General features: G+C 63.2%; 26 protein-coding genes and 1 riboswitch. Of the genes, 10 read left to right on the top strand and 16 right to left on the bottom strand.

What is annotated here, in order from left to right:
• Positions 1 to 14 precede the first annotated feature (14 nt).
• Positions 15 to 431, top strand: a complete 417-nt coding sequence (madL, locus tag HX881_RS24180; protein ID WP_177087034.1) for a malonate transporter subunit MadL — start codon at positions 15 to 17, stop codon at positions 429 to 431.
• Between the two features lies 1 nt (position 432).
• Entirely contained in the window at positions 433 to 1,197 is a 765-nt protein-coding gene (gene madM / locus HX881_RS24175) for a malonate transporter subunit MadM (RefSeq protein WP_017124825.1), read from the top strand.
• A gap of 4 nt (positions 1,198 to 1,201) precedes the next feature.
• On the opposite strand, the gene HX881_RS24170 is transcribed toward madM, so the two are convergent.
• From HX881_RS24170 to HX881_RS24160, 3 genes are all read right to left on the bottom strand, one after another.
• Positions 1,202 to 2,116 (bottom strand): LysR family transcriptional regulator, encoded by a 915-nt coding sequence (locus HX881_RS24170; RefSeq protein ID WP_177087032.1) that lies wholly within the window; start codon positions 2,114 to 2,116, stop codon positions 1,202 to 1,204.
• 64 nt (positions 2,117 to 2,180) lie between these two features.
• Positions 2,181 to 2,723, bottom strand: coding sequence for a chromate transporter (locus HX881_RS24165; protein WP_017124823.1), 543 nt, complete (start codon positions 2,721 to 2,723; stop codon positions 2,181 to 2,183).
• Positions 2,724 to 2,726: 3 nt separating this feature from the next.
• Positions 2,727 to 3,293: a chromate transporter gene (locus tag HX881_RS24160; RefSeq protein WP_177087030.1), complete on the bottom strand. Its 567-nt coding sequence runs from the start codon at positions 3,291 to 3,293 to the stop codon at positions 2,727 to 2,729.
• Positions 3,294 to 3,475: 182 nt separating this feature from the next.
• Between HX881_RS24160 and trhA the strand changes: the two genes are divergently transcribed.
• On the top strand, positions 3,476 to 4,093 hold the full coding sequence (trhA, locus tag HX881_RS24155) for a PAQR family membrane homeostasis protein TrhA (RefSeq protein ID WP_017124821.1): 618 nt from the start codon (positions 3,476 to 3,478) through the stop codon (positions 4,091 to 4,093).
• 117 nt (positions 4,094 to 4,210) lie between these two features.
• Here trhA and HX881_RS24150 read toward each other — a convergent pair whose 3' ends face one another.
• Complete coding sequence (locus HX881_RS24150) at positions 4,211 to 4,930, bottom strand: 16S rRNA (uracil(1498)-N(3))-methyltransferase (protein WP_177087028.1); 720 nt, start codon at positions 4,928 to 4,930, stop codon at positions 4,211 to 4,213.
• A 298-nt stretch (positions 4,931 to 5,228) separates the two neighbouring features.
• The gene (locus HX881_RS24145; protein WP_103032490.1) at positions 5,229 to 6,635 is read right to left on the bottom strand and encodes an adenosylmethionine--8-amino-7-oxononanoate transaminase; all 1,407 of its coding nucleotides are present in this window, start codon (positions 6,633 to 6,635) and stop codon (positions 5,229 to 5,231) included.
• 353 nt (positions 6,636 to 6,988) lie between these two features.
• Between HX881_RS24145 and HX881_RS24140 the strand changes: the two genes are divergently transcribed.
• Positions 6,989 to 7,540: a cytochrome b gene (locus tag HX881_RS24140; protein WP_042934792.1), complete on the top strand. Its 552-nt coding sequence runs from the start codon at positions 6,989 to 6,991 to the stop codon at positions 7,538 to 7,540.
• A 31-nt stretch (positions 7,541 to 7,571) separates the two neighbouring features.
• The gene (locus tag HX881_RS24135) at positions 7,572 to 8,150 is read left to right on the top strand and encodes a YceI family protein (protein ID WP_017124818.1); all 579 of its coding nucleotides are present in this window, start codon (positions 7,572 to 7,574) and stop codon (positions 8,148 to 8,150) included.
• A gap of 81 nt (positions 8,151 to 8,231) precedes the next feature.
• On the opposite strand, the gene rhlE2 is transcribed toward HX881_RS24135, so the two are convergent.
• The 4 genes from rhlE2 to ahcY all read right to left on the bottom strand — a co-directional run bounded on the left by rhlE2 (position 8,232) and on the right by ahcY (position 13,701).
• Positions 8,232 to 10,088, bottom strand: coding sequence for an RNA helicase RhlE2 (rhlE2, locus tag HX881_RS24130; RefSeq protein WP_017124817.1), 1,857 nt, complete (start codon positions 10,086 to 10,088; stop codon positions 8,232 to 8,234).
• A gap of 306 nt (positions 10,089 to 10,394) precedes the next feature.
• Positions 10,395 to 11,177 (bottom strand): substrate-binding periplasmic protein, encoded by a 783-nt coding sequence (locus HX881_RS24125; protein WP_177087026.1) that lies wholly within the window; start codon positions 11,175 to 11,177, stop codon positions 10,395 to 10,397.
• Positions 11,178 to 11,298: 121 nt separating this feature from the next.
• Positions 11,299 to 12,144, bottom strand: coding sequence for a methylenetetrahydrofolate reductase [NAD(P)H] (gene metF / locus HX881_RS24120; protein WP_017124814.1), 846 nt, complete (start codon positions 12,142 to 12,144; stop codon positions 11,299 to 11,301).
• 147 nt (positions 12,145 to 12,291) lie between these two features.
• Entirely contained in the window at positions 12,292 to 13,701 is a 1,410-nt protein-coding gene (gene ahcY / locus HX881_RS24115; protein WP_177087024.1) for an adenosylhomocysteinase, read from the bottom strand.
• A 21-nt stretch (positions 13,702 to 13,722) separates the two neighbouring features.
• Positions 13,723 to 13,829: riboswitch (S-adenosyl-L-homocysteine riboswitch) on the bottom strand.
• Positions 13,830 to 14,025: 196 nt separating this feature from the next.
• Between ahcY and HX881_RS24110 the strand changes: the two genes are divergently transcribed.
• On the top strand, positions 14,026 to 14,433 hold the full coding sequence (locus tag HX881_RS24110) for an acyl-CoA thioesterase (RefSeq protein WP_017124812.1): 408 nt from the start codon (positions 14,026 to 14,028) through the stop codon (positions 14,431 to 14,433).
• A gap of 70 nt (positions 14,434 to 14,503) precedes the next feature.
• A complete protein-coding gene (locus tag HX881_RS24105; RefSeq protein ID WP_177087022.1) occupies positions 14,504 to 15,409 on the top strand; it encodes a formate/nitrite transporter family protein in 906 nt (301 codons plus the stop codon).
• On the opposite strand, the gene HX881_RS24100 is transcribed toward HX881_RS24105, so the two are convergent.
• Positions 15,360 to 16,529 carry an MFS transporter gene (locus HX881_RS24100; RefSeq protein ID WP_177087020.1) on the bottom strand — a complete coding sequence of 390 codons (1,170 nt, stop codon included), beginning with the start codon at positions 16,527 to 16,529 and terminating at the stop codon, positions 15,360 to 15,362. The two genes, HX881_RS24105 and HX881_RS24100, sit on opposite strands and share 50 nt — an antisense overlap.
• Positions 16,530 to 16,714: 185 nt before the next feature.
• Between HX881_RS24100 and HX881_RS24095 the strand changes: the two genes are divergently transcribed.
• Both HX881_RS24095 and HX881_RS24090 read left to right on the top strand, forming a co-directional pair.
• Positions 16,715 to 17,551: an EamA family transporter gene (locus HX881_RS24095; RefSeq protein WP_177087018.1), complete on the top strand. Its 837-nt coding sequence runs from the start codon at positions 16,715 to 16,717 to the stop codon at positions 17,549 to 17,551.
• Between the two features lie 14 nt (positions 17,552 to 17,565).
• Complete coding sequence (locus tag HX881_RS24090) at positions 17,566 to 17,952, top strand: MAPEG family protein (RefSeq protein ID WP_017124808.1); 387 nt, start codon at positions 17,566 to 17,568, stop codon at positions 17,950 to 17,952.
• 156 nt (positions 17,953 to 18,108) lie between these two features.
• Here HX881_RS24090 and mltA read toward each other — a convergent pair whose 3' ends face one another.
• Positions 18,109 to 19,260, bottom strand: a complete 1,152-nt coding sequence (mltA, locus tag HX881_RS24085) for a murein transglycosylase A (RefSeq protein ID WP_177087017.1) — start codon at positions 19,258 to 19,260, stop codon at positions 18,109 to 18,111.
• Positions 19,261 to 19,406: 146 nt separating this feature from the next.
• Here mltA and HX881_RS24080 point away from each other — a divergent pair, with 146 nt between their 5' ends.
• Positions 19,407 to 19,856 (top strand): c-type cytochrome, encoded by a 450-nt coding sequence (locus HX881_RS24080; protein ID WP_042934790.1) that lies wholly within the window; start codon positions 19,407 to 19,409, stop codon positions 19,854 to 19,856.
• Positions 19,857 to 19,896: 40 nt separating this feature from the next.
• On the opposite strand, the gene HX881_RS24075 is transcribed toward HX881_RS24080, so the two are convergent.
• The 5 genes from HX881_RS24075 to HX881_RS24055 form a co-directional block, all read right to left on the bottom strand.
• The gene (locus HX881_RS24075) at positions 19,897 to 20,292 is read right to left on the bottom strand and encodes a DUF1090 domain-containing protein (RefSeq protein ID WP_017124805.1); all 396 of its coding nucleotides are present in this window, start codon (positions 20,290 to 20,292) and stop codon (positions 19,897 to 19,899) included.
• A 99-nt stretch (positions 20,293 to 20,391) separates the two neighbouring features.
• Complete coding sequence (gene ligB / locus HX881_RS24070) at positions 20,392 to 22,065, bottom strand: NAD-dependent DNA ligase LigB (RefSeq protein ID WP_177087015.1); 1,674 nt, start codon at positions 22,063 to 22,065, stop codon at positions 20,392 to 20,394.
• Positions 22,066 to 22,164: 99 nt separating this feature from the next.
• Entirely contained in the window at positions 22,165 to 22,560 is a 396-nt protein-coding gene (locus HX881_RS24065; protein WP_017124803.1) for a DUF1090 family protein, read from the bottom strand.
• 187 nt (positions 22,561 to 22,747) lie between these two features.
• Positions 22,748 to 23,938, bottom strand: coding sequence for a methionine adenosyltransferase (gene metK / locus HX881_RS24060; protein ID WP_017124802.1), 1,191 nt, complete (start codon positions 23,936 to 23,938; stop codon positions 22,748 to 22,750).
• Between the two features lie 19 nt (positions 23,939 to 23,957).
• Positions 23,958 to 24,953 (bottom strand): ArsR/SmtB family transcription factor, encoded by a 996-nt coding sequence (locus tag HX881_RS24055; protein ID WP_177087013.1) that lies wholly within the window; start codon positions 24,951 to 24,953, stop codon positions 23,958 to 23,960.
• Positions 24,954 to 25,270 lie beyond the last annotated feature (317 nt).

Raw genomic sequence — 25,270 nt, 5'->3', positions numbered from 1 at the left:
CGAGGACAACAAGAATGATTATTTACGGTGTGGCACTGTTGGCGATCTGTACGCTGGCAGGGGTGATCCTGGGTGACATGCTGGGCGTGTTGCTGGGGGTGAAGTCCAATGTCGGCGGGGTCGGAATCGCGATGATCCTGCTGATCTGCGCGCGTTTGTGGATGCACAGGCGCGGCGGCATGACCAGGGACTGCGAGATGGGTGTCGGTTTCTGGGGCGCCATGTACATTCCGGTGGTGGTCGCCATGGCCGCCAACCAGAACGTGGTCACAGCGCTGCACGGCGGTCCGGTGGCGGTATTGGCGGCGATCGGTTCAGTGGTGGTCTGCGGCTGCACCATTGCCCTGATCAGCCGGACCCACAAGGGCGAGCCATTGCCGGACGAGCCGGCGGATATCGTGCCGGCCACTCCTGTCGCGGGAGGTCGCTGATATGTGGGATCTCATCGAGAAAGGCCTGGAACACAATGGCCTGATCACCGCGTTCGCCTTTGTCGGCGTGGTGATGTGGGTGTCGGTGGTGCTGTCCAGGCGCCTGACCTTTGGCCGGATCCACGGCTCGGCGATTGCCATCGTGATCGGCCTGGTGCTGGCCTGGGTCGGCGGCACCCTGACCGGCGGACAGAAGGGCCTGGCGGATCTGACGCTGTTCTCCGGCATCGGCCTGATGGGCGGGGCGATGCTGCGGGACTTCGCCATCGTTGCCACGGCCTTTGAAGTGCAGGCCACCGAGGCGAAGAAAGCCGGGTTGATCGGTGCCCTGGCGCTGCTGCTGGGCACGGTGCTGCCGTTTATCGTCGGGGCTAGCATGGCCTGGGCCTTCGGTTATCGCGATGCGGTGAGCATGACCACCATCGGTGCTGGCGCGGTGACCTATATCGTCGGGCCGGTGACCGGTGCGGCGATTGGCGCGAGTTCCGATGTGGTGGCGCTGTCGATCGCGACGGGGTTGATCAAGGCGATCATCGTGATGGTCGGCACGCCGGTGGCGGCGCGCTGGATGGGCCTCGACAACCCGCGTTCGGCGATGGTCTTCGGCGGCCTGGCAGGCACGGTCAGCGGCGTGACCGCCGGCCTCGCGGCGACGGATCGGCGGCTGGTGCCCTATGGCGCGCTGACGGCAACCTTCCACACCGGGCTGGGCTGCCTGCTCGGACCTTCGGTGCTGTTCTTCATCGTGCGTGGCCTGGTGGGCTGAGCCATCAATTCAACCTGTTGGCATACATCCGGCATTCCGCCAGGAGTGCCAACAGGTTGGGATCACGTTCCTTGGCCTTGAGAAACACCACGCCGATATGCTGTTGCAGGTGATAGCGCGCCTGCAGCGGGATCAGCTTCACCCGGTTCTCGTACACCGCGGCGATCCGCCCTGGCAGCAAGGCGTATCCGACGCCGGAACTGACCATGCTCAGCAGGGTGAAGATATCGTTGACCTGCATCGCCACCTTCGGCTCGAATCCCGCCTGCTCGAACACCCGGTTGCCGTCGCGGTGCGTGGCGAAGCCCTGGGTCAGGGTGATGAAGGTCATGTCCCGCAGGTCCGCCAGGTCGACTTCGTCCTGCTGGGCGAAGGGCGAGTCGGCGGGTGTCGCCAGGAAGATATCGTCGGCGAACAGCGGTAGGTGTTCGCAGTCCGGGTCGTTGGTGGTGTCGTCCAGTGACACCAGGATCGCGTCCACTTCCATGTTCTTGAGCTTGTACAGCAGGTCGAAGTTGGAGCCCAGGATCAGGTCGATGTTCAGTTCGCTGCGGCGGATCTTCAGGCCCATGATCAGTTGCGGCACGGTTTTCACCGTCAGCGAATAGAGCGAGCCGAGCTTGAACCGCTCGGCGGAGAAACCGGCGGCCTCGCGGGTCATGCGCACGCTTTCGACGACGTCCTGGATCAGCTTCTGCGCGCGCTCTTCCAGCACATAGGCGCTTTCCAGCGGCGTCAGGTTGCGGCCCTCGTGCTTGAACAGCGGGCAGCGCAGGGCGTTTTCCAGGGAGTGGATGGCCCGATGCACGCTGACGTTGCTGGTCTGCAACTCGGCCGCCGCCCGCGCCAGGTTGCCGGTGCGCATGAAGGCCAGGAACACTTCCAGCTTTTTCAGGGTCAGCTCTTCGTCGATCAGCATGGCGCGGGCTCTTTTTCGAATGCCTCGATTGTGCCCAAGTCCCGGGGTTTTGGCTGGGGCTTTTTCAGAACCAGTTGGCTCCCAGGGTGCTGCTCAGCAAGCCGAGGGCGACGCCGGCGATGATCAGCCAGATGGCGTTGACCCGGCTGAAATACACCACGGCGGCGCTGACCAGCGTCAGCAGCAGGCTCAAGGCGCTGGTTTCCATGCTGCGGATCAGGATGTAGCTGGCGGCGAGGATCAACCCCACCGAGATCGGCAGCAGGGCGCGCTTGATCCGCTGGACCCACGGCGTTGCGGTATGTTTCTCCAGCCAGCCGGCGCCGAACCAGGTCAGCATCGAGCAGGGCAGCAGCTTGGCCGTCAACGCCACCAGCGCTCCGGGCAGGCCGGCCGCCTGCTGGCCGATAAACACCAGGAACATGCCGTTGGGGCCCGGCAGTGCCTGGGACAGGGCGAAGAAAGCGACGAACTGGGCGTCGCTGATCCAGTTCATCTGGGTCACGGTGTAGCGATGGATGTCGCCCAGGGCCACGGTGTTGCCGCCGATGGCCATCAACGACCAGAGCGCGCATTGGATCATCAGATGAAACAGTACGGTCTGCATGGTTCAGGCTCGCGGGTCGACAAAACGCAGGGCGATCGACAGCGGGATGCAGATCAGCAGGACGCTCCATAGCGGCAGGACCAGCACGCCCATCAGGATAAAGGTCAGGCCGAAGGCGCAGTAGTTGGCGAGGTTGCGCGGCATGGCCCTGAGCAGGCGCAGGGTGCTGCCGAGCATCAGCCCGGTGGCGATCGGCATGATGGCGCCGAACACCTGTTGCACCGCGTCATTGTTCCACCAGCGGGCGTAGGCGAAGCCTGCCAGCACGGTGATGATCGAGGGGAACAGATAGAGTCCGAGCAGCGCCACGCAGGCCCCCGGCAGACCCTGCTGGCGGCGGCCGTAGATGATGCTGACGTTGCCGATGTTCGGTCCCGGGAAAAACTGGCCGGTGGTCAGCAGTTCGTTGAAGCCTTGTTCGTCGACCCAGCGCCGGCGGTCCACCATCATCTGCCGGGCCCAGGGCATCACGCCGCCGAAGCCGAACAGGCCGACCATGGCGAAGTTGTAGAAGAGTTGCCAGAGGCTGGGCGAAGGGGCGAGGGCGGTGGTTGGCGCCGTGGCGGACATCGATGGGCTCCTTGGAACAGGCGGGGGCCGTTGCGGGTTTGGCGGTGGGCCATCAGTAAAGCCGGTTCGGGCCCGGCACACCAGAGGCCGGTCGAGAAATTGCCGGGCGCCGGGCATTGCATTCCGCGTCGCGAGGCCTGAGCCTAGTGGGCGGTATTCTGATCAACGGAGGTAGGCGGCAGATGTATCACGGGGAACGATTCAACGCCTGGACCCACCTGGTGGGGGCGGTGCTGGCGTGCATCGGCGCCATCTGGCTGCTGGTGATGGCGAGCCTGGACGGCAGCCCGTGGAAGATTGTCAGCGTGGCGATCTACGGCGTCACGCTGCTGGCCCTGTATAGCGTGTCGACGGTCTATCACAGTGTGCGCGGACGGGCGAAGGTGATCATGCAGAAGGTCGATCACCTGTCGATCTACCTGCTGATTGCCGGCAGTTATACGCCGTTCTGCCTGGTCACCTTGCGCGGTCCCTGGGGGTGGACCCTGTTCGGCATCGTCTGGGGGCTGGCGGTGATCGGCATGTTGCAGGAGATCAAGCCGCGCTCCGAGGCCCGGATCCTGTCGATCGTGATCTATGCGGTAATGGGCTGGATCGTGCTGGTGGCCATCAAGCCCCTGCTGGCCGCGCTGGGCATGGCCGGCTTTATCTGGCTGGCCACGGGCGGCGCGCTGTATACGCTGGGGATCATCTTTTTTGCCCTCGATCACCGGCTGCGCCATTCCCATGGGATCTGGCACCTGTTCGTGATCGCCGGCAGTGTCCTGCATTTCGTGGCGATCTCATGGTTCGTGATCTGACCTGAGGTCGAGCGCGGACCTTGGTGGAGCCGACTTGCCGGCGAAGGCGGGCGATCGGGCGATGCAAGGCCGGCTGGCCTCATCGCAGGCAAGCCAGCTCAGGTTTTGCGCTGTCTGTCAGAAGTCGCCCCACAACTGCTGGGCGACCGCCAGCGCCACCACCGGCGCGGTTTCGGTACGCAGGACTCGCGGGCCGAGGCGCGCCGGCAGGTAGCCGGCCTTGGCCGCCTGCTCGACTTCGCTGTCGGACAGGCCCCCTTCCGGACCGATCAGAAACGCCAGGGTGCCCGGTTTCGGGTGGCTGGTCAGGGGTTCGGCCACCGGATGCAGCACCAGCTTGAGGTCGGCTTCGGTCTGTTTCAGCCACTCGGCCAGCAACAGCGGTGGGTGGATCACCGGCAGGGTGGAGCGCCCGCACTGTTCGCAGGCGCTGATCGCGATCTGCCGCCAGTGGGCCAGGCGCTTGTCGGCGCGTTCATCCTTGAGACGGACCTCGCAGCGCTCGCTGACGATCGGGGTGATCGCGTTGACGCCCAGCTCGGTGGCTTTCTGGATCGCCCAGTCCATCCGCTCGCCACGGGACAGGCCCTGGCCGAGGTGGATATGCAGCGCGGAATCCGCCTGGCCGGTGAAGCGTTCATTCAATTGCACGCGCACGCGCTTCTTGCCGACTTCCAGAAGGGTGCCGAGGAATTCGCTGCCCGAGCCGTCGAACACTTGCAGCGCGTCGCCTTCGCTCATGCGCAGCACGCGGCCGATATAGTGCGCCTGGGCCTCCGGCAGTTCGTGTTCGCCGAGGCTCAGGGGAGTGTCGATAAAGAAGCGGGACAGGCGCATGGTGAGTCTCTGAATAACTGAATGATGTTTTGCCTGGGAGGGGCTTTTCGCGGGCAAGCCCGCTCCCACAGTGTCCGTGCCTGACCAGGCTTCCGAGGCACGACCTCGGACCCGGGAGTGGGCAAGCCCGCTCCCATGGTGTCCGTGCCTGGCCAAGCGTCCGTGGCACGACCTCGGACCCGGGAGTGGGCAAGCCCGCTCCCATGGTGTCCGTGTCTGGCCAAGCGTCCGTGGCACGACCTCGGACCCGTGGGAGCGGGCTTGCCCGCGAAGGCGGTATCACGGACGCCGCAATATCCTAGCCCGGATCGCGGAAATCCGGATGGAAGTTGGCCGGCACCGCCACGCTGATATCGCTGCGGGTCGCTATATCGATCCCTTCGCTGGCGACTTCGGCGAGGAAGTCGATCTGCTCCGGCGTGATCACATACGGCGGCAGGAAATACACCACGCTGCCCAGGGGGCGCAGCAGGGCGCCGCGCTCCAGCGCATGCTGGAAGACCTTCAGGCCACGGCGTTCCTGCCATGGGTAGGCGGTCTTGCCCGCCTTGTCCTGGACCATCTCGATGGCCAGGGCCATGCCGGTCTGCCGTACTTCGCCCACATGGGGATGGTCCGCCAGGTGCGCGGTGGCACTGCCCATGCGCCGGGCCAGGGCCTTGTTGTTCTCGATGACGTTGTCCTGCTCGAAGATATCCAGGGTCGCCAGGGCCGCCGCGCAGGCCAGGGGGTTGCCCGTGTAGCTGTGGGAGTGGAGGAACGCGCGCAGGGTCGGATAGTCGTCGTAGAAGGCGCTGTAAACCTCTTCGGTGGTCAGGCAGGCCGCCAGCGGCAGGTAGCCGCCGGTCAGGGCTTTCGACAGGCACAGGAAGTCCGGGCGGATACCGGCCTGTTCGCAGGCGAACATGGTTCCGGTGCGGCCGAAGCCCACGGCGATTTCATCGTGGATCAGGTGCACGCCGTAGCGGTCGCAGGCCTCGCGCAGCAGCTTGAGGTAGACCGGATGGTACATGCGCATGCCGCCGGCACCCTGGATCAGCGGCTCGACGATCACCGCGGCGACGCTGTCGTGATGCTCGGCCAGGGTCTGCTCCATGACCAGGAACATGTTGCGCGAATGCTCTTCCCAACCCATGCCTTCCGGGCGCAGGTAGCAGTCCGGGCTGGGCACCTTGATGGTGTCCAGCAGCAGCGCCTTGTAGGTTTCGGTGAACAACGGCACATCGCCCACCGACATCGCCGCGACGGTCTCGCCGTGATAGCTGTTGGTCAGGGTGACATAACGCTTCTTTTCCGGCCGGCCGCGGTTGAGCCAGTAGTGAAAGCTCATCTTCAACGCGACTTCGATGCAGGACGAGCCATTGTCGGCATAGAAGCAGCGGGTCAGGCCTTCGGGCGTCATCTTCACCAGGCGTTCGGACAACTCGATCACCGGCTGATGGCTGAAGCCGGCGAGGATCACATGCTCCAGTTGATCGACCTGGTCCTTGATACGCTGGTTGATGCGCGGATTGCAGTGGCCGAACACGTTGACCCACCACGAACTCACGGCGTCGAGATAGCGTTTGCCGTCGAAGTCTTCCAGCCAGACGCCTTCGCCGCGCCGGATCGGGATCAGCGGCAGCAGTTCGTGATCTTTCATCTGGGTGCAGGGGTGCCACACGACCTCGAGGTCGCGTTTCATCCACTGGTTGTTCAGGCTCATTTCCACTCTCCCACGGGCGGCTCGCGACAGGCGCGGGCAAACAATCCGCAAGCCTATGCAATGCGTGGCCGCGGGACAACCCATTGGGTCATTTAGCCGACCAGGAATCGAACGATGAGGTCGTCCGGCGGCGACATGGACGATTTTTGCGATCATGTTTTGCGATCAGGGCCCTGGCGACTCGAATAAAACCGCTTGCCGGGCTGTTCTACCTGAGCGACGACCTTAATATTTTCTTAACCCGCTCGTCTCAGACTTATGATCGTATTTCTCGATATTTCAAAGCGAAATTTTCCGCTTTAATTCGATAGGTAAACCATTAGTCTTGGACGCAATACTTACAGGATCCGGCCATGCAGCTACGTAATTCCTCTTCTCGCTACGGTGCAGTCAGCATGTTCCTGCACTGGGGCGTGGCTCTGGTGGTCTTCGGTCTTTTTGCGCTGGGCTTGTGGATGGTCGGTCTCGATTACTACAGCGAATGGCGCAAGGCTGCTCCGGACCTGCATAAAAGTATTGGCCTGACCCTGTTCGCGGTGATGGTCCTGCGACTGCTCTGGCGCTTTGTCAGCCCGCCGCCGCCGGCACCGTCCAACCACGGCCGGCTGACCCGCGTGGCTGCCAAGCTGGGCCATGGCTTTCTCTATCTCGGCCTGTTCGCCCTGATGTTTTCCGGGTACCTGATTTCCACCGCAGAAGGTGTCGGGATTCCGGTGTTCAACCTGTTCGATGTGCCTGCCTGGATTTCCAGCATCCCCGACCAGGCGGATGTGGCGGGTACGGTGCATCTGTACCTGGCCTGGACGGTGGTGGTCTTTGCCGTTCTCCATGGCCTGGCTGCCCTCAAGCACCATTTTATCGACCGTGATGCGACGCTGACCCGCATGCTGGGTCGCAAAGCCTGATGTTCAACCTCGACTCAAAAGGAATAGAAGCATGTTGAAAAAGACTCTCGCCGCTCTGGCAATCGGTACCGCTCTTCTGTCAGCCGGTCAGGCGATGGCCGCTGACTATGTGATCGACAAGGAAGGCCAGCACGCCTTCGTTGACTGGAAAATCAGCCACCTGGGCTACAGCTTCGTACACGGTACCTTCAAGGACTGGAGCGGCAAGTTCAGCTTCGACGCCAAGACCCCTGAAGCGAGCAAGATCGAAGTCGAACTGAAAACCGCCAGCGTGTTCTCCAACCACGCCGAGCGTGACAAGCACATCTCCAGCAAAGACTTCCTGGACGTGGCCAAGTACCCGGAAGCCAAGTTCGTCTCCACCGCCGTCAAGTCCACTGGCGAGAAAACAGCTGACGTGACCGGCGACCTGACCCTGCACGGCGTGACCAAGCCGGTCACCTTCAAGGCCACGTTCAACGGCGAAGGCAAGGATCCATGGGGCGGCTACCGTGCCGGCTTCAACGGCACCACCACCCTCAACCTGAACGATTTCGGCATCAAGGGCCCAGGTCCTACTTCCCAGACCCTGGACCTGGATATCTCGTTTGAAGGTGTGCAGGCCAAATAAGCGGGCATCATCCGTGATACCCCCATGAAAAACGCCCCCGGCTCTCACGAACCGGGGGCGTTTTTCATTGCCGTCTGGAACTCAGCGATTGCGTGTCAGCAGCGCCGGTTTCTCGCCGCGAGGGCGGTTCGGCAACTGATCCAGCTGCTCAGGCGTCAGGGCGCGATCGCTCTTGGATTCCTTGTGAATGATCTTCGGGGCCGGGCCGCGCGGGTTCTGCACGGCCGGCTCTTCACGTGGCTGATCATCACGGGACGGACGGCGGTTGCGCGAGTCTTCGCGACGGGCCTGGCCGTCACGTGGAGCACCGTTGCGTGGACCGTTGCGCTTGGCCGGCGGGGTGCCGGTGGTCGCGCCGTTGCTGTTGCGCGGACCATTCTGGCGACCTTGCGACTGACCCGTGCGCGGAGCACCCGCACCCTGGGCCGGGGCGCCAGGACGACGACCACGACCCGGTGCCGGTTTGGCCTGGGGCACGTAGTCGACGCGGTTACCGAAGTTATCCACATCGTCGTCGAGGAACTCGTCGGGAGCACGGTCGGCTGCCGGACGTGGCACCGGACGTTGCTGCTCGCGAGGCGTGCCTTCACGAGGCTTCTGCTCGCGGGCCGGGCGCTCACCGCGAGCGTTGGCCGCCGGTTTTTCTTTGCCGCCCTTGTCCTTGCCCTTGTCCTTGCGACCGCCACCACCACCGCCGCCATTCGGACCGTCGCCTCGCGGGCCACGTGGGTTGCGCGGGTTACGCACATCCGGACGCTCGCGGACTTCCGGTTTCTCGGCTTCCACCGCACTGGCGTCAAAGCCCATCAGGTCGCCATCGGCGATTTTCTGCTTGGTCATGCGCTCGATGCTTTTCAGCAGTTTTTCTTCGTCCGGCGCGACCAGCGAGATCGCCTCGCCCGAACGACCGGCACGACCGGTACGACCGATACGGTGCACGTAGTCTTCATCGACGTTCGGCAGTTCGAAGTTGACCACATGGGGCAACTGGTCGATATCGAGGCCGCGGGCGGCGATATCGGTGGCGACCAGGATCCGCACGTCGCCGGCCTTGAAGTCGGCCAGGGCCTTGGTGCGGGCGTTCTGGCTCTTGTTGCCGTGGATCGCGACGGCGCTCAGGCCGTGCTTGTCCAGGTACTCGGCCAGGCGGTTGGCGCCATGCTTGGTGCGGGTGAACACCAGGACCTGTTCCCAGGCGCCGGCGGTGATCAGGTGCGCCAGCAGCGAACGCTTGTGGCTGGCCGCGAGGCGGAACACGCGCTGTTCGATGCGCTCGACGGTGGTGTTCGGTGGCGTGACTTCGATGCGCTCAGGGTTGTGCAGCAGCTTGCCGGCCAGGTCGGTGATGTCCTTGGAGAAGGTCGCCGAGAACAGCAGGTTCTGCCGTTTGGCCGGCAACCGTGCCAGGACCTTCTTCACGTCATGGACAAAGCCCATGTCGAGCATGCGGTCGGCTTCGTCCAGCACGAGGATTTCCACGTGGGACAGGTCGACGCTGCCCTGGCCGCACAGGTCGAGCAGGCGACCCGGACAGGCAACCAGTACGTCGACACCACGGGACATGGCCTGGACCTGTGGATTCATGCCGACACCGCCGAAGATGCAGGCGCTGACGAACTTCAGGTCGCGGGCATAGAGCTTGAAGCTCTCGTGCACCTGGGCGGCCAGTTCGCGGGTCGGGGTCAGGACCAGCACGCGGGGTTGGCGCGGGCCGTGACGTTGGGACTTGTCCGGGTGACCGTTGGGGAACAACCGCTCCAGAATCGGGAGGGCGAAGCCGCCGGTTTTACCAGTACCTGTCTGTGCCGCGACCATCAGGTCGCGACCTTGCAACACGGCGGGAATGGCCCGCTGTTGCACCGGAGTAGGCTCGGTATAGCCCGCTGCCTCGATGGCGCGGACTAAAGCCTCGGAGAGACCGAGGGAAGCAAAGGACATGAGTAATCCTGTTCAGTTAGGGCATAGCCCGATGGGAATCTTGCCTGGCGCGAATGGCGTTTGGGGGCTGGACGAGAGCGGCCGGCATATCGCACGGCGCTTTTTCGTTCAGTCCTGGAGGACGCAATCCCGTCCGGTCCTGCTGGATCTTGAGGCTCTACGCACGGCGCGCGCGGGCCATTGGGCGGCGCTGGTCACAGTGTCGGAATACCTGATGCAAGGTCGAGCGTCCGGGCGTAAGCCTGGCGGGAACGCCGGAGTATAACAGAGCAATCGACGCGTGCCGCTTTCCTGCTGCTCAACGGTTTACTGCTTTTGCTTTCCCGAGGTCGCCGGCGGTTTTGCCGTCGGGGTGATTCCGCCATAGCGGGCAGCGAGTTCGGCATAGGCCGGCTCGCGCTTGAAGCGCTTGAGTTCGGCGTTGAAGCGCTGCACCAGCAGGTCCATGCCGGCGTTGCGGCGCAGGGCCAGGTACTGGCTGCCCTGGCGGATCACCGTCGGGTACTGGGCAATCCGCTCTTGCAGGTGCAGTTCCTCAAGTATGCGCTGGCCCACCCGGCGGTCGGTGATCAACAGGTCGATGCGGCCCAGGTCCAGTTTGCCGAAATTGGCCTCGTGGGTGGGCGCCGGTTCGCGCCGGAACTGGGGCGAGTCGTTGAATGATTCACCGTAGAAGTAGCCGGGAGAGGTCCCCACGGTCAGTCCCTTGAGGTCGTCGAGGGTGCTGACGGGGTGCGGACGGGCCTTGGCGTAGAAAAGCACGAACTCCACTTCGGAGAGGGGTTCTTCGGGATACAGCAGCGTCGCGTCGCGCTCGCTGTTGTGAAAGATATCCAGGGCGCCATCGGCCTGGCCCTGTTCGAGCATCGCCAGGCAGCGCTTCCAGGGCAGGAACTGCCACTCCACTTCAATGCCCAGGCGCTGGAAGACGATCGCCGTGGTTTCGTAATCGAGTCCCACCGCCCGGCCGTTCTCTTCGTACACGTAGGGCGCCCAGGGTTCTGTGACAATACGCAGCTTTTCACCTCGAGCCGCAAAGCTCAGGCAAGCGAAGAGTACGGCTGTCAGAAGCTGGGCAATGACGGGCATCGTTGGAGATTACGACGAGAACCCGGCCAATGGCTAGATCGGAAAGGCTCTGGCTCAAGGTTTTACCCATAAAAAAAGGTCCTGCTTGCGCGAGGACCCTTGTCGCTGTCCGGGCTGGAAGTCAGCGCGGCAACTTCAGATTGTTCCAGATCGCCAGGCTCGGCTCGGCCTGGTTCAGGGTGTAGAAGTGCAACCCCGGGGCGCCGCCTTGCAGCAGGCGTTCGCACATTTCGCTGATCACCTGTTCGCCGAACGCCTGGATGCTCTGGCTGTCATCGCCGTAGGCTTCCAGTTGCTTGCGGATCCAGCGGGGGATCTCCGCGCCGCAGGCGTCGGAGAAGCGCGCCAGCTTGCTGTAGTTGGTGATCGGCATGATACCCGGCACGATCGGGATATTCACGCCCATCGCCCGTACCCGCTCGACGAAGTAGAAGTAGCTGTCGGCGTTGAAGAAGTACTGGGTGATCGCGCTGTCGGCACCGGCATTGGCCTTGCGCACGAAATGCTGGATGTCGTCTTCGAAATTGCGCGCCTGCGGATGCATTTCCGGGTAGGCGGCGACTTCGATATGGAAATGGGCGCCGGTCTCTTCACGGATGAAGCTGACCAGGTCATTGGCGTGGCGCAGTTCGCCGCTGGCCATGCCCATGCCGGACGGCAGGTCGCCGCGCAGGGCGACGATGCGGTTGATGCCCGCGGCCTTGTACTGGGTCAGCAGGCCGCGCAGGTCGTCCTTGCTGTCGCCGACGCAGGACAGGTGCGGTGCGGCGGGAATCTTCACTTCGCTCTCGAGCTGCAGCACGGTGTTGATCGTGCGGTCGCGGGTCGAGCCACCGGCACCGTAGGTGCAGGAGAAGAAGTCGGGGTTGTGACTGGCCAGCTGACGGGCAGTGGCAAGCAGCTTTTCATGCCCAGCGTCGGTCTTGGTCGGGAAAAACTCGAAGCTGTAGCGACGATCTTGAGACATGGTAATACCTATGGAAGCTCAGAATACCGGTGTGGGAGCGGCCTTGCCCGCGATGCAGGCACCTTGCTCGTTCAGCAAGAGCGTGTCGCAGGCAAGCCGGCTTCCACAAAAGCCTGCTCCCACGGGGAGAGCAGGCAACCAGGCCGATCAGTAGCGATAGGCGTGCGGCTTGAACGGGCCTTCGACAGTCACGCCGATGTAGTCGGCCTGGGTCTTGGTCAGTTGGGTGACCACGCCACCGAAGCCGCGGACCATTTCCAGGGCCACTTCTTCGTCGAGTTTCTTCGGCAGTACTTCAACGGTCAGGCGCTCGGCTTTCTGGGCTGGCGACAGGTCGGCGTACTTCTGGCCGAACAGGAAGATCTGGGCCAGGACCTGGTTGGCGAACGAACCGTCCATGATGCGGCTCGGGTGACCGGTGGCGTTGCCCAGGTTCACCAGGCGGCCTTCGGCCAGCAGGATCAGGTAGTCATCGTTCTGTGGATCGAAATCGCCGTGGCCGGTGCGGTGGATCTTGTGCACCTGTGGCTTCACTTCTTCCCATGCCCAGTTCTTGCGCATGAAAGCGGTGTCGATTTCGTTGTCGAAGTGACCGATGTTGCAGACCACGGCGCGCTTCTTCAGGGCCTTGAGCATGTTCGCGTCGCAGACGTTGACGTTGCCGGTGGTGGTCACGATCAGGTCGATCTTGCCCAGCAGGGCCTTGTCGATGCTGGCTTCGGTGCCGTTGTTGATACCGTCGATGAACGGCGAAACCAGTTCGAAGCCGTCCATGCAGGCTTGCATGGCGCAGATCGGATCGACTTCGGAAACCTTGACGATCATGCCTTCCTGACGCAGGGACTGGGCCGAACCCTTGCCCACGTCACCGTAGCCGATGACCAGCGCCTGCTTGCCGGACAGCAGGTGGTCGGTGCCACGCTTGATGGCATCGTTCAGGCTGTGACGGCAGCCGTACTTGTTGTCGTTCTTGCTCTTGGTCACCGAGTCGTTGACATTGATGGCCGGGATCTTCAGTTCGCCCTTGGCCAGCATGTCCAGCAGGCGGTGTACGCCGGTGGTGGTTTCTTCGGTGACGCCGTGGACTTTTTCCAGGACGGCCGGGTATTTCTTGTGCAGCAGCTCGGTCAGGTCACCGCCGTCGTCGAGGATCATGTTGGCATCCCAAGGCGCGCCGTCCTTCAGGATGGTCTGCTCCAGGCACCACTCGTACTCCTGCTCGGTTTCACCTTTCCAGGCGAACACCGGGATACCGGCGGCGGCGATGGCGGCAGCGGCCTGGTCCTGGGTCGAGAAGATGTTGCAGGACGACCAGCGAACTTCGGCGCCCAGGGCAACCAGGGTTTCGATCAGCACGGCGGTCTGGATGGTCATGTGGATGCAGCCGAGGATCTTGGCACCCTTGAGCGGTTGCTCGGCCAGGTACTTGCGACGCAGACCCATCAGGGCCGGCATTTCCGATTCGGCGATGATGGTTTCACGACGGCCCCAGGCAGCCAGGGACATGTCGGCGACTTTGTAGTCGGTGAAATCTGCAGGCGTGTTGACAGCGCTCATGAAGAGCCTCCATTCGTAGTATGCGAATGGGCGCCGTTGTGCGTTTAGTGTCCGTGCAGGTGAACCTGAGCGAACAACGCCCCATCCGAGCCTGACAGGTCGAACCTGCTGCAGCGCCCCTCGGACAGGTGGCGGGAAAACGGTATCAAGAGAAGATGACCGTTTGAAACGGCGGTGATTATAGCGGGCCGGGACCGACTTCCCAAGGGTTTCTGTCGGTTCGATGAAGATTGCTCATGGCGACCATAGCCCGACGCTCATAGAGCTTGACCCTGTGGTCTGCCATGATAGGTGGCATCAATGGCAAGACGGTCAGGAGAACGCATGAATTTCCATACGCGCAAGTGGGTCAAACCCGAAGACCTCAACCCCAACGGCACCCTGTTCGGTGGCAGCCTGCTGCGCTGGATCGACGAGGAAGCGGCGATCTACGCCATCGTCCAGCTGGGCAACCAGCGCGTGGTGACCAAGTACATCTCCGAGATCAACTTCGTCAGCGCCTCGCGCCAGGGCGACATCATCGAGCTGGGGATCACCGCGACCGAATTCGGCCGCACTTCCATCACCCTGACCTGTGAAGTGCGCAACAAGATCACCCGCAAAAGCATCCTCACCGTGGAGAAGATGGTCTTCGTCAACCTGGGTGAAGACGGCCTGCCGGCTCCCCACGGGCGTACCGAGATCAAGTACGTGAAAGACCAGTTCAAGGACGACGGGGCCGACGAGAACTGATCGACGGACGTACTGAACAGCCCTGAACCCCCAGTGTCGTAATGACACACACCTCGGGTTCAGGAGCTTCATGGACACGCAAAAAGACGGCAAGACTCCGGACCTGTCCCCGGCGGAACAACAGGATGTCACGCGCAACCAGCCGCCTCGGGCTGCCGTGTTGCACGAGATCATCCGCCTCCAGGGCAACCAGGAACTGGAGCGCAGTGTCGCCGCGCTCTGGTGGTCGGCACTGGCCGCCGGCCTGACCATGGGCCTGTCGCTGATGGCGATGGGATTGCTCAATTCCCGGCTGCCGGATGGCGAGGCCTTCAAGGTGATCGCCAGCTTCGGCTACTGCGCGGGGTTTCTCGCGGTCATCCTGGCCCGCCAGCAGTTATTCACCGAAAACACCCTGACGGCCGTGCTGCCGGTGATGAGCCGGCCGACCCTCGGCAACTTCGGCCGGCTGTTGCGGCTGTGGGGCGTGGTGTTGCTGGGCAACCTCTGCGGCACCCTCCTGGTGGCCTATGTGATGCTGCATCTGCCGATCTTCGACAGCAAGACCGACCTGGCCTTCCTGGAGATCGGTCGCAAGGTGATGGAGAACGAGCCGCCGCAGATGTTCGCCAAGGGCATCGTCTCCGGCTGGATGATCGCCACCATGGTCTGGATGATCCCCTCCATGGAGAGCGCCAAGATGTGGATCATTATCCTGATCACCTACCTGATGGCGCTGGGGGATTTCACCCATATCGTCGTCGGCTCGGCCGAGGTGTCCTACCTGGTCTTCGCCGGCGAGCTGTCCTGGCGCGAATTCTGGCTGCACTTCGCCGGCCCGACGCTGGGCGGCAATATCATTGGCGGCAGCTTTATCTTCGCCTTGATCAGCCATGCGCAGATTCGCAGCGAGAGCGGCGTGCCCAAGGACCAGGCAGCGCCCGCTCCTAGCCGGAGACGCCCACCGCCTGGATCCGGCGACGCTGCAGGAAAATAAACAGCAGCGCCGCCAGCAGGGTGACGCAACCGCTCAAGGCCCCGGTCCATGGCAGGTCCGCCAGGTCGATCCCGCTGCCGACCACCAGCCCGCCGATCCACGCCCCGCTGGCGTTGCCCAGGTTGAACGCGCTCTGGTTGAGGGTCGAGCCCAGGTTCGGTGCCTCATGGGCCTGGTCGATGATCAGCAGTTGCAGGATCGGGCACAGGGCAAAGGCGAAGATCCCCCACAGGACCAGGGTGATCGCCGCCGGAATCAGTGAGCGGCTGGTCTGGCTGAATGCCGCGAGCACCAGCACCACCGCCAGGGCCATGCCCACCAGCGAAGGCAGCAGGCGACTGTCGGCCAGGCGCCCGCCGAGCATGCTGCCCACGGTCAGGCCAACGCCGAACAGCAGCAACATGATCGTCACACCGTGGGGACTGACGCCGGTGACGTCCTGCAGGATCGGCGCGATATAGGTGAAGACGCTGAACAGGCTGGTCGAGGCCAGCACGCTCATGCCCAGCGCCAGCAAGACGTTGGTCTTGCCCAGAACGCGGAATTCGCTGGCGAGGTTGGCCTTGTCCATGGCGATATGTTTCGGCAGCCAGATCCATTGGGCGATGGCCGCGATCACACCGATCACCGATACCGCCCAGAACGTCGAGCGCCAGCCGGCGTACTGTCCCAGGGCCGTGCCCAGTGGTACGCCGAGGACATTGGCCAATGTCAGCCCGGTGAACATCATGGCAATCGCCTGGGCCCGCTTGTTGGGGGCGACCAGCCCGGCCGCCACCACCGAACCGATGCCGAAGAACGCCCCGTGGCACAACGCCGTGACCACCCGTGCCGCCATCAGCGTGGCGTAGTTCGGGGCCAGTGCGCAGAGCACGTTGCCCAGGATGAACATCATCGTCATGCCCAGCAACGTGGCCTTGCGGGGCATGTTGGCGGTGCCGATGGCCAGGATCGGTGCACCGAAAACCACGCCCAGGGCATAGCCGGTGATCAGCAGGCCGGCGTGGGGAATGCTGACGGCGAGGTCGCGGGCGACATCGGGCAGCAGGCCCATGATGACGAACTCGGTGGTGCCGATGCCGAAAGCGGCGACGGCGAGGGCAAGCAAGGCAAGTGGCATGCGCTTTGATCTCGGGCAGTAGGTTCGGGCATGCGCACACGACTGTCCGGGCCGTGACCGATCGGGCAGAAGCGAATAGTTATTGGAATGGGTTTTTGCGCATTGAGTGCGGCGTGGTGGCTTTAGTATAAACAGCTGTTGAAATATGACGAATCAATTCTCTTCATTCGAACAAGGAGTGTGCCGTGCTGGCGACGGCTCTGGTGCTGGTCGCGGCAGTCCTGCATGCGGCATGGAACACCCTGATCAAGTTCAGCGGCGAACGCCTGCTGGTGGTGGCCTGCATGGACAGCGTGGCGTTGCTGTTCGTCCTGCTGATGCTGGGGTTCGTCACGCTGCCGCCGGCCGGGATCTGGCCCTGGATCATCGCCTCGGCCCTGTTCGAACTGCTTTATCGCTACCTGCTGATCCAGGCGTATCGGGTCGGTGACCTGGGCCTGGTCTATCCGCTGATGCGCGGGCTGTCGCCCCTGGTGGTCCTCGGTTTGACCCTGGTGTTTGCCGGCGAGTCCCTGACCACGCAGCAGATCCTCGGCATCCTGCTGATTCCCTGCGGCATGCTCTGCCTGCTCTGGCAGGGCGGTGGCGGGGATCGCCTGCCCTGGTCGATGTTGCCGGTGGTGTTGCTGATCGGCCTGTGCATCGGTGGCTATACCTTTGTCGATGGTCAGGCGCTGCGGCGCTGGCCGCACCCGCTTGACTACCTAGTGTGGATGAGCCTGCTCAGTGCCTGGCCTTACCCGCTGGTGGCGCTGACCCGCCGTCGTGCCGCCTTTGCCCGGTTCTGGCGCGAGCAATGGCGACTGGGCCTGGGCGTCGGGTTCTGTGTGTTGTTCAGTTATGCGCTAGTGTTGTGGGCGATGCAGTTGGGCTCGATTGCCGAGGCGGCGGCGTTGCGCGAAATCAGCGTGATCCTGGTGGTGCTGTTCGGCATGCGCTACCTGAAGGAACCGTTCGGCCGGCCCCGGCTCCTGGCCTGCGGGCTGGTGCTGGCCGGCATGCTCATCATGAAAATCCAATAAGAAGGGACTGTGTTATGACTCCAGCGTTCTGGTGTGTATTGATCGCGATTTTCCTGCCGTACCTGTGCACCGGCATCGCCAAGTTCAGCGGCGGCAAGTTCGGCCCCCGGCAGAACCATGATCCGCGGGCCTTCCTGGAAACCCTCGAAGGTTTTGCCAGGCGGGCGCATGCGGCGCAATTGAACAGTTTCGAAGTGACCCCGGCCTTCGCGGCGGCGGTGATCATTGCGCATATCGCCGGCAATGCCTCGCTGGTGACGATCAATGTGCTGGCGGTGCTGTTCATCACCAGTCGCCTGCTGTACATCATCTGCTACCTGGCGGACTGGGCGGCCTTGCGCTCGCTGGTGTGGTTTGTCGGGATGGCACTGATTGCGAGTTTCTTCTTCGTCTCGATCTGATGAGGCGCGGCCTTCAGGTCATGGGGTGCCTGTTCGATGGTTATCGCTGGCAAGCCGGCTCCTGCACAGGTTTGTGTCGTGCACAAAATCCATGCCCGACGCTGTAATGTAGGAGCCGGCTTGCTGGCGAAGGCATCAGTTCAGGCTCCAGAGCCATCAGCTACCGATATCGGCGGTCTTGGGCAAGGCCATGCCTTTCGGCCACAACATCCAGATATTGCCCTTCTGCTTCATGTCCCCGGCCAACTGCCCGGCGGCATCGCCGGTGCCCCAGAACAGGTCGGCGCGTACCTCGCCGGCAATGGCCCCGCCGGTATCCTGGGCGGCCACCGGACGGACCAGGGCGCTGCCATCCGGCCGGGTGGTCGACAGCCACAGCAGGCTACCCAGCGGAATCACCTTGCGGTCCACCGCCACGCTGTAGCCGGCGGTCAGCGGCACGTTCAGCGAACCACGCGGACCCTCGTTGCTGTCCGGGTTGCGGGCAAAGAACACATAGCTCGGGTTGCTGCCCAGCAGCTGCGGGATACGCGTCGGATGGGCCTTGGCCCAGGCGCTGATGCTGCCCATGGTGACGTCTTCCTTCTTCAACTCACCCTGTTCCACCAGCCAGCGGCCGATGGCGCGATAGGGGTAGCCGTTCTGGTCCGCGTAACCGATGCGCAATTGCCGGCCATCATCCAGGCGGATGCGACCGGAACCCTGGATCTGCAGGAACTGCAGGTCCATCGGGTCGGTCAGCCAGGCCAGCACCGGAGCCTTGACGCCCTGGGTGGCGATCAGCGCGGCATCGTCATAGGGCTTGATCACCCGGCCTTCCAGGCGTCCGCGCAGGCGCTTGCCCTTGAGCTCGGGGTAGAGGCTTTCCAGTTGGACGATGATCAGGTCGTCGGGCACGCCGTAGACCGGCACCGTGGCCTTGGCGGTGCGGGTCAGGCTGCCGGGATAGACCGGTTCGTAGTAGCCGGTGATCAGCCCGTCGGCACTGTTTTCGGCGGAGCGCAGCCCGTAGACCTCGAGGTTCTGCTGGAGGAAGGTGCGAATGGCGGCGGGGGTATTCGCGACATTGGCGGCAGCGGAGCAGGTCGCCGCCCAGTTGGCATCGTTCTTCAGCCGGGTACAGGCACTGCGCCAGGAGGCAAAACCGGCCTGCAGGTCGGCATCGGAAACATCCGGCAAGGCCTTCCAGTCCGCCTTGACATAGGTGGTCACCGCCGGCGCAGGTGGTTGGTGGTCCTTGCCATTGCAGCCGGCGAGCAGGGCCAGGGCGAGCATGCTCCAGCCCAGGCGTTTGAAAGTGGTGTTCATCAACAAGCGTATTCCTTGAGTCACTACCCGTTCAGTCTCTGTTCAGGTAGTCCATTCAAATAGTAAGGGTATTGGCCCTTGGGCCTATTGGTCTTTGATGCCGAGGCGAGGATACTGGCCGCCGTGTCCCGTGACCTGAAGCCATCATGACTCTTAAAAGACTTTCCGTTGTATTGCTGGCCTGCCTGGCCCTCGGTGCCTGTGGCGGCATTGACCCGAATTCGCCCCTGGGTCAGCGCAAGGCCATTTTCAAGCAGATGCTCAAGACCAGTGAGGACCTGGGTGGCATGCTGCGTGGCCGCATCCCCTTCGACGGTCCGAAGTTTGCCGAGGGAGCGAGCAAACTTGACGGGTTGTCCCATGAGCCGTGGCAGCATTTCCCGCAGGTCAAGGAATCGGAGCATACCAGTGCCAAGGCCGATGTCTGGCAGAAGCAGGCGCGTTTCCAGGAGCTGGCGCGCTCGCTGGAAGGGGCTACCGGCCAACTGGTGATCGCCAGCCGGGTCCAGCCCTACCAGGCGAGCATTCTCAGGCCGGCCGTGGAGAAAGTCGAAGATGCCTGTGATGCCTGTCATAAAGAGTTTCGCGATCACTGATCGGTAACGGGCGCCGCTGGCTGCAAAGTCCGGTCGCGAATCACTTGTCCAGCTCATCCAGCGCGTCCTGCAGTTCCTTGCGGGACTCGGCCAGCTTGTCCTTGCGCTTGTTGATCTTGTCCGGATCGCCCTTTTTCATTGCCTTGTCGAGGTCGGCCTGGCGACGGCTGACTTCGTGGCGGGCGTCGAGGACCTTGTTTTCCCGCTCCTTTTTCAGCGAGGCGTCGGTGCAATGGGTGGTCACTTCGGCCAGGGCTTTCTCCAGTCCGGCCTGCTGGTCGCTGTTGCCCTGGGCCCTGGCGATTTCCAGCTGGCTGCCGATGGCCTGGCGCTTGGCGGCGCAGCCGGTCAGCTCGGGTTGTTCTTCGGCGGCCAGGAGCGGGGCGGCCATGACGCTGCACAGGGTGAAAAGAGCCAGCGGTGAGAGAAATTTCATGAAAAGCTCCGTGTAGAAAAAAGACTGAAAAAACACACTATGAATAAATAAAGCCAATCCGCCGTTATGACAGGCCCGGATTAGCCGGCAATTATGTCCTCAAAATCCATCGACCCCGGCGGTACTTAATGATTCAGCCAGGGCCATCACCTGCGGGTCGCGGAAGAAAGCGCTCAGTTGCGCGGCCCGCCCGGGCCCGATTCCCGGTTGCGCCTGCCAGTCCTCGGCGGTTCGACTGGCCAGGACCTGCCAGGGGCCGGTCAACCTGACGCCGGCGGTCGCCGGCAGCCCCAGCGCCTTGAGCCAGCGTTCGAAGGGGCGTTGCCGAGCCACCTGGACACTGTCGAGCCATTGTCGGCTGCGGCTCGGACCGAAGCCTGCAATGTTAGCAAGCTCGCGGGCATCGAGGGTCAGCCAATCGAGCAGGGACTGCAAACGACCTGCGTGAATCAGCGTCTCCCAGGTGCCGCGACCCAGGTGCGGCAGCGCCAGGCCCTGCTTGCCACTCAGCCAGATCAGGCGGGCGAGGAACTGGCTTTCGCAGCCCGGGCTGTTTTGCCAGCAGCTCGCGGCATGGAAAGCATCCGGGTCGGGGACGTCCAGCGGCTCTCGCTCGACGCTGCGCCAGGCCACGCCTTCCAGGCGCGGGATGGTCAGGCCCGCCAGGCTGATGGTCACCTGGTCGCCGGGACGGATATCCAGTGCCTGCCAACGTTGCAGGGAGCCGACGCTGATCCGCCTGATCTGCCGATCATCCAGCCGCACAGGGATCAGTTCGAGCATCGGCGTGATCCGTCCGGTGCGGCCGACCTTGAAACTGACCTTGCGCACATGGGCCAATGCCCGGGCATGCGGGTATTTCCAGGCGACGCTCCAATGGGGCGGCCGGGCTTGCCAGCGTCGCGCGTCGGGTCGCTGGCTCTGGCGCAGCACCACGCCATCGCTGGCAAAGGGCAGCGGCTGGCGAAACCAGTACTCGCGCCAGTCCCGGGCCTGGGCAAAGTGGCTGACCGGTCGGCTGTAGGTTTCGCTGTCGGTGAAGCCGAGGGCGCTCAGGCCGCGCAGGCGTTCGAGCTGGGTGGACGGTCCGTCGGGCCAGTCCCAGACAAACAGGCCGATACCTTCCGCTTCATCGGCGCTCAACTGGTGTCGTGCCATCAGTCCGGCGACCTTGCCGCGGGCATTCAGGCTGCCGTTTTCGGCTTGTACATGGTCAACCAGGCTCCAATACAGTTCGCCATGCAGCACCAGGTCCAGGGGCTGTGGCAGTTGCGCCGGGATGGCGGCGATCCTGCGGGCACTGTCGGTCCAGTCCTGGCCCTTGAGTCCATCGCCACGGCTGATGGCCTGGTGCAGCCGGCCTTGTCGATAAACCAGGGTCACGGCCACGCCGTCGACCTTGGGCTGAATCCACAGGTCCTGGCGGCCCTGCACCCACTCCCGGACCGCCTGGTCGTCCGGCAGCTTGTCCAGTCCGGTATGGGCCGTCGGGTGGGCAACGGTTCCGCGGGCCTTGAGCAACGGGTTGTCGGCCTGCCCGGGCGGCAGGGCGAAACATCGGCGCCACTGGGCCAGGGTCTGGCGGGATTGATCGTAGAGTTCGTCGGCCACTGGCGAAATGCCCTGGCGATGGTAGAGCTCGTCCCAGCGCGCCAGTTGCTGTTGCAGGGCGTCGGCCTCGCGTCGGGCGCGTTCCGCCGGCCAATCCGGGCACTGGCCGGCATAGGCGTTGAAACAGCAGACAAGAACTGCCCAACCAGTGAAGACACGCATGCCGGAGCATCCTTGCTCGACTTAAAAACACAGCCTAGATCAGTCCGGGCATAAAAAAGCCCCGCCGCAGGCGAGGCTTTTTTTACCGCGTGTGTCGCCTTACTTGAACAGGCCGCCGAGCGCCTTGATGCCGGCATCAACCGCCTGGGCCTTGGGGTCCTGGGCCGCTGTCGGGGTTTGTGCGACCGGCTGCGGCGCCGCGGCTACCTGGCCATTGAGCTGCGTGCAACTCTTGGAAGCATGGTCCATCGCCAGTTGCAGGCCGCTGGCCTTGAGGCTGTCGCCCTTGGCCTTGGCGGTGTTGATCTGTGTCTGCAGGTCCTGGATCTGTTTGGTGCAGCCGCCGGAGTTGGCGGTGGTGCCCGCTGCGGGCGTTGTCGCGCCGCCGGTCAGTTGCGATGCCAGGTCGCCAAGCGCACTCAGGTCGGCGGCTTGTACGGGAAGAGTGAACAGACCCAGCAGAATCGCGGCGGGCGCGAAGACGGAAGTACGCATGGCAAACCTCAATGTTCGATTGCCGACGGCCAAGGGGCTCTCGAACAGGCGTCGCGCAATATCCAAGTAGGGGAAAAGGTCCGAGAACGCGAAATATTAGGAAACATGATCGGCTCGTGCAAGATTTTGCACCCATGAAAAAGCCCTCCCTGGCGGACCAGGAAGGGCTTTTGTGACGCAGGCGACATTACAGGCCGGCAGCAGCTCGCAGAGCCTCTACACGATCGGTCTTTTCCCAGGTGAAGGTGGTGAAGGTGTCGTTGCCGACGGTCTTCTGCTGCGGGGTACGACCGAAGTGGCCGTAGGCCGCGGTTTCCTGGTACATCGGGTGCAGCAGGTCGAGCATGGTGGTGATGGCGTATGGGCGCAGGTCGAAGATCTCGCGGACCAGCTTGATGATCTTGTCATCGCTGATCTTGCCGGTGCCGAAGGTGTTCAACGAAATCGAGGTCGGTTGCGCGACGCCGATGGCGTAGGAGACCTGGATTTCGCAGCGGTCGGCGAGGCCGGCGGCAACGATGTTCTTGGCCACGTAGCGACCGGCGTAGGCCGCGGAACGGTCGACCTTCGATGGGTCCTTGCCGGAGAACGCGCCGCCGCCGTGACGGGCCATGCCGCCGTAGCTGTCGACGATGATCTTGCGACCGGTCAGGCCGCAGTCGCCCACCGGGCCACCGATGATGAAGTTGCCGGTCGGGTTGATATGGAACTGGGTGTCCTTGGTCAGCAGTTCGGCGGGGATGACGTGCTTGACGATCAGCTCCATCACGCCTTCGCGCAGATCGCTGTAGGAGACGTCAGGGTTATGCTGGGTCGACAGGACGATAGCGTCGACACCAACCACCTTGCCGCCTTCGTAACGGCAGGTCACTTGCGACTTGGCGTCCGGACGCAGCCACGGCAGCACGCCGGATTTGCGGGCTTCGGCCTGGCGCTGCACCAGTTGGTGCGAGAACGCGATCGGAGCAGGCATCAGTTCCGCGGTTTCGTTGCTGGCGTAGCCGAACATCAGGCCCTGGTCACCGGCGCCCTGGTCTTCCGGCTTGCTGCGGTCAACGCCCTGGGCGATGTCCACGGACTGCTTGCCGATGATATTCATCACACCGCAGGTGGCGCCGTCGAAACCGACGTCGGAGCTGTTGTAGCCGATGTCGAGGATCACGTTACGCACGATGTCTTCGAGGTCGACCCAGGCCGAAGTGGTCACTTCGCCAGCGATGATGGCAACACCGGTTTTCACCAGGGTTTCGCACGCGACGCGGGCGAACTTGTCTTCGGCGATGATGGCGTCCAGCACCGCGTCGGAGATCTGGTCGGCGATTTTGTCCGGATGCCCTTCAGACACGGACTCGGAGGTGAAAACGGAATATTCGCTCATATCGATGGTTTTCCTGAGTTTACCGATGTTGAGTGGCACCAGCCGGTCGCTGAAAGTGGCGAACCTGGATCTGGAAACCATTACGTAAGCCTACATAGAGGCTGTCCCCGGGCATGAGCCCCGCAGCAGTGGCCCAACGGGCCAGATCTTCCTGTTCGAACCCCAACCAAAGATCACCGCAGGCCTCCCTGGCCCAACTCTGGTTGTGGCTGCACAACTCTGTTACCAGCAGACTGCCGCCCGGTCGCAGCAGGGCGGCCATCTGCTTGAGGGCCTCGGCCGGCGCGGCGAAATGGTGCAGGACCATGTTCAGGACCACGCAGTCGGCCTGGATACTGTCGTCCAGCAATGCATCGGCCAGTTGCAGGCTGACATTAGCCAGTGATTCGCGTTCGCACAGCTGGCGCGCCAGTTCGAGCATCGCCGGGCTGTTGTCCAGTGCCGTGACCCGCTGGAAGCGCCGCGCCAGGTCTGGCAGGAAGCCACCGTCGCCGGGGCCGACTTCCAGCGCCGTGGCTTCGGGGCCGAAGCCGAGCTTGTCGAGCAGCGCCAGGATGCTTTCGCGGTACTGCGGCAAGCCGGCGATCAGATCCTGCTGGGCCCGAAACTTTTCCGCGATCCGCGAGAAGAAGTCCTGGCTGGCGGCCGCGCGTTGCCCGTGTACCAGGGCGATGCGCGCTTGCACGTCGGCCGGCAGCTCAAGGCTGTCGACTTCATCGAGCAGGGCGGCATGCAGCTTGCCGCCGGGCAGTTCGGTGTGGGGCAGGGCGCGACGGTAGAAAATCGCGTTGCCTTCACGACGGGTGGCCACCAGGGCGGCCTGGGCCAGCACCTTCAGGTGATGGCTCATGCCGGACTGGCCGATGGCGAAGATCTGCGCCAGCTCCAGCACCCCGAACGAATCATTGGCCAGGGCCCGCAATACATTGAGACGCAACGGGTCGCCGCCGGCCTTGCACAGGGCGGACAGTTCGTCGCAATCATCAGGACGCAGGGCAGGTGCACGTAGATTCATAAGGCCAGCAGTCTAGATGACGGTCGCGGCGCCTCGCAAGATCAATATCAAAAAGTTTTGATATTGCACGATAAATGGCACTTTCCCGTGCGCCTTTGTCTCTACAGACGAAGCGCGGAAAGGTTTCACCCGTGCAATGCGCAACTATCGGCAGGAAAAACGTGGTCGAGCGACTATCTGTCATTGCCCCCTGGCGGTGCCTGAGGGAAAATGCTCGCCTTTTTTCCGTTTCGTTTTATTTACTTTCAATTGAACATCCTCCAGGAGATCAGCGATGCCCAGCCGTCGTGAGCGTGCCAACGCCATTCGTGCCCTCA

The sequence above is a fragment of the Pseudomonas gingeri genome (genome assembly GCF_013386115.1).
Lineage (GTDB): Bacteria > Pseudomonadota > Gammaproteobacteria > Pseudomonadales > Pseudomonadaceae > Aquipseudomonas > Aquipseudomonas gingeri.
The sequence above is the reverse complement of the archived record's forward strand: the minus strand, read 5'-3'. Positions and strand labels throughout refer to the sequence as shown.

Coding starts and splice junctions, on each gene's coding strand:
- mltA (WP_177087017.1), bottom strand. CDS start 19,260: ATGAACACCACTTTCAAACGCCTGGGCTGGAGCATGCTCGCCCTGGCC.
- HX881_RS24145 (WP_103032490.1), bottom strand. CDS start 6,635: ATGAGCCTGAACAACCAGTGGATGAAACGCGACCTCGAGGTCGTGTGG.
- HX881_RS24080 (WP_042934790.1), top strand. CDS start 19,407: ATGACTCTTAAAAGACTTTCCGTTGTATTGCTGGCCTGCCTGGCCCTC.
- HX881_RS24075 (WP_017124805.1), bottom strand. CDS start 20,292: ATGAAATTTCTCTCACCGCTGGCTCTTTTCACCCTGTGCAGCGTCATG.
- HX881_RS24160 (WP_177087030.1), bottom strand. CDS start 3,293: ATGTCCGCCACGGCGCCAACCACCGCCCTCGCCCCTTCGCCCAGCCTC.
- rhlE2 (WP_017124817.1), bottom strand. CDS start 10,088: ATGTCCTTTGCTTCCCTCGGTCTCTCCGAGGCTTTAGTCCGCGCCATC.
- metF (WP_017124814.1), bottom strand. CDS start 12,144: ATGTCTCAAGATCGTCGCTACAGCTTCGAGTTTTTCCCGACCAAGACC.
- HX881_RS24100 (WP_177087020.1), bottom strand. CDS start 16,529: ATGCCACTTGCCTTGCTTGCCCTCGCCGTCGCCGCTTTCGGCATCGGC.
- ahcY (WP_177087024.1), bottom strand. CDS start 13,701: ATGAGCGCTGTCAACACGCCTGCAGATTTCACCGACTACAAAGTCGCC.
- HX881_RS24165 (WP_017124823.1), bottom strand. CDS start 2,723: ATGCAGACCGTACTGTTTCATCTGATGATCCAATGCGCGCTCTGGTCG.
- HX881_RS24105 (WP_177087022.1), top strand. CDS start 14,504: ATGGACACGCAAAAAGACGGCAAGACTCCGGACCTGTCCCCGGCGGAA.
- madM (WP_017124825.1), top strand. CDS start 433: ATGTGGGATCTCATCGAGAAAGGCCTGGAACACAATGGCCTGATCACC.
- HX881_RS24150 (WP_177087028.1), bottom strand. CDS start 4,930: ATGCGCCTGTCCCGCTTCTTTATCGACACTCCCCTGAGCCTCGGCGAA.
- HX881_RS24065 (WP_017124803.1), bottom strand. CDS start 22,560: ATGCGTACTTCCGTCTTCGCGCCCGCCGCGATTCTGCTGGGTCTGTTC.
- trhA (WP_017124821.1), top strand. CDS start 3,476: ATGTATCACGGGGAACGATTCAACGCCTGGACCCACCTGGTGGGGGCG.
- HX881_RS24140 (WP_042934792.1), top strand. CDS start 6,989: ATGCAGCTACGTAATTCCTCTTCTCGCTACGGTGCAGTCAGCATGTTC.
- HX881_RS24055 (WP_177087013.1), bottom strand. CDS start 24,953: ATGAATCTACGTGCACCTGCCCTGCGTCCTGATGATTGCGACGAACTG.
- metK (WP_017124802.1), bottom strand. CDS start 23,938: ATGAGCGAATATTCCGTTTTCACCTCCGAGTCCGTGTCTGAAGGGCAT.
- HX881_RS24125 (WP_177087026.1), bottom strand. CDS start 11,177: ATGCCCGTCATTGCCCAGCTTCTGACAGCCGTACTCTTCGCTTGCCTG.
- HX881_RS24170 (WP_177087032.1), bottom strand. CDS start 2,116: ATGCTGATCGACGAAGAGCTGACCCTGAAAAAGCTGGAAGTGTTCCTG.
- HX881_RS24135 (WP_017124818.1), top strand. CDS start 7,572: ATGTTGAAAAAGACTCTCGCCGCTCTGGCAATCGGTACCGCTCTTCTG.
- ligB (WP_177087015.1), bottom strand. CDS start 22,065: ATGCGTGTCTTCACTGGTTGGGCAGTTCTTGTCTGCTGTTTCAACGCC.
- HX881_RS24090 (WP_017124808.1), top strand. CDS start 17,566: ATGACTCCAGCGTTCTGGTGTGTATTGATCGCGATTTTCCTGCCGTAC.
- HX881_RS24110 (WP_017124812.1), top strand. CDS start 14,026: ATGAATTTCCATACGCGCAAGTGGGTCAAACCCGAAGACCTCAACCCC.
- madL (WP_177087034.1), top strand. CDS start 15: ATGATTATTTACGGTGTGGCACTGTTGGCGATCTGTACGCTGGCAGGG.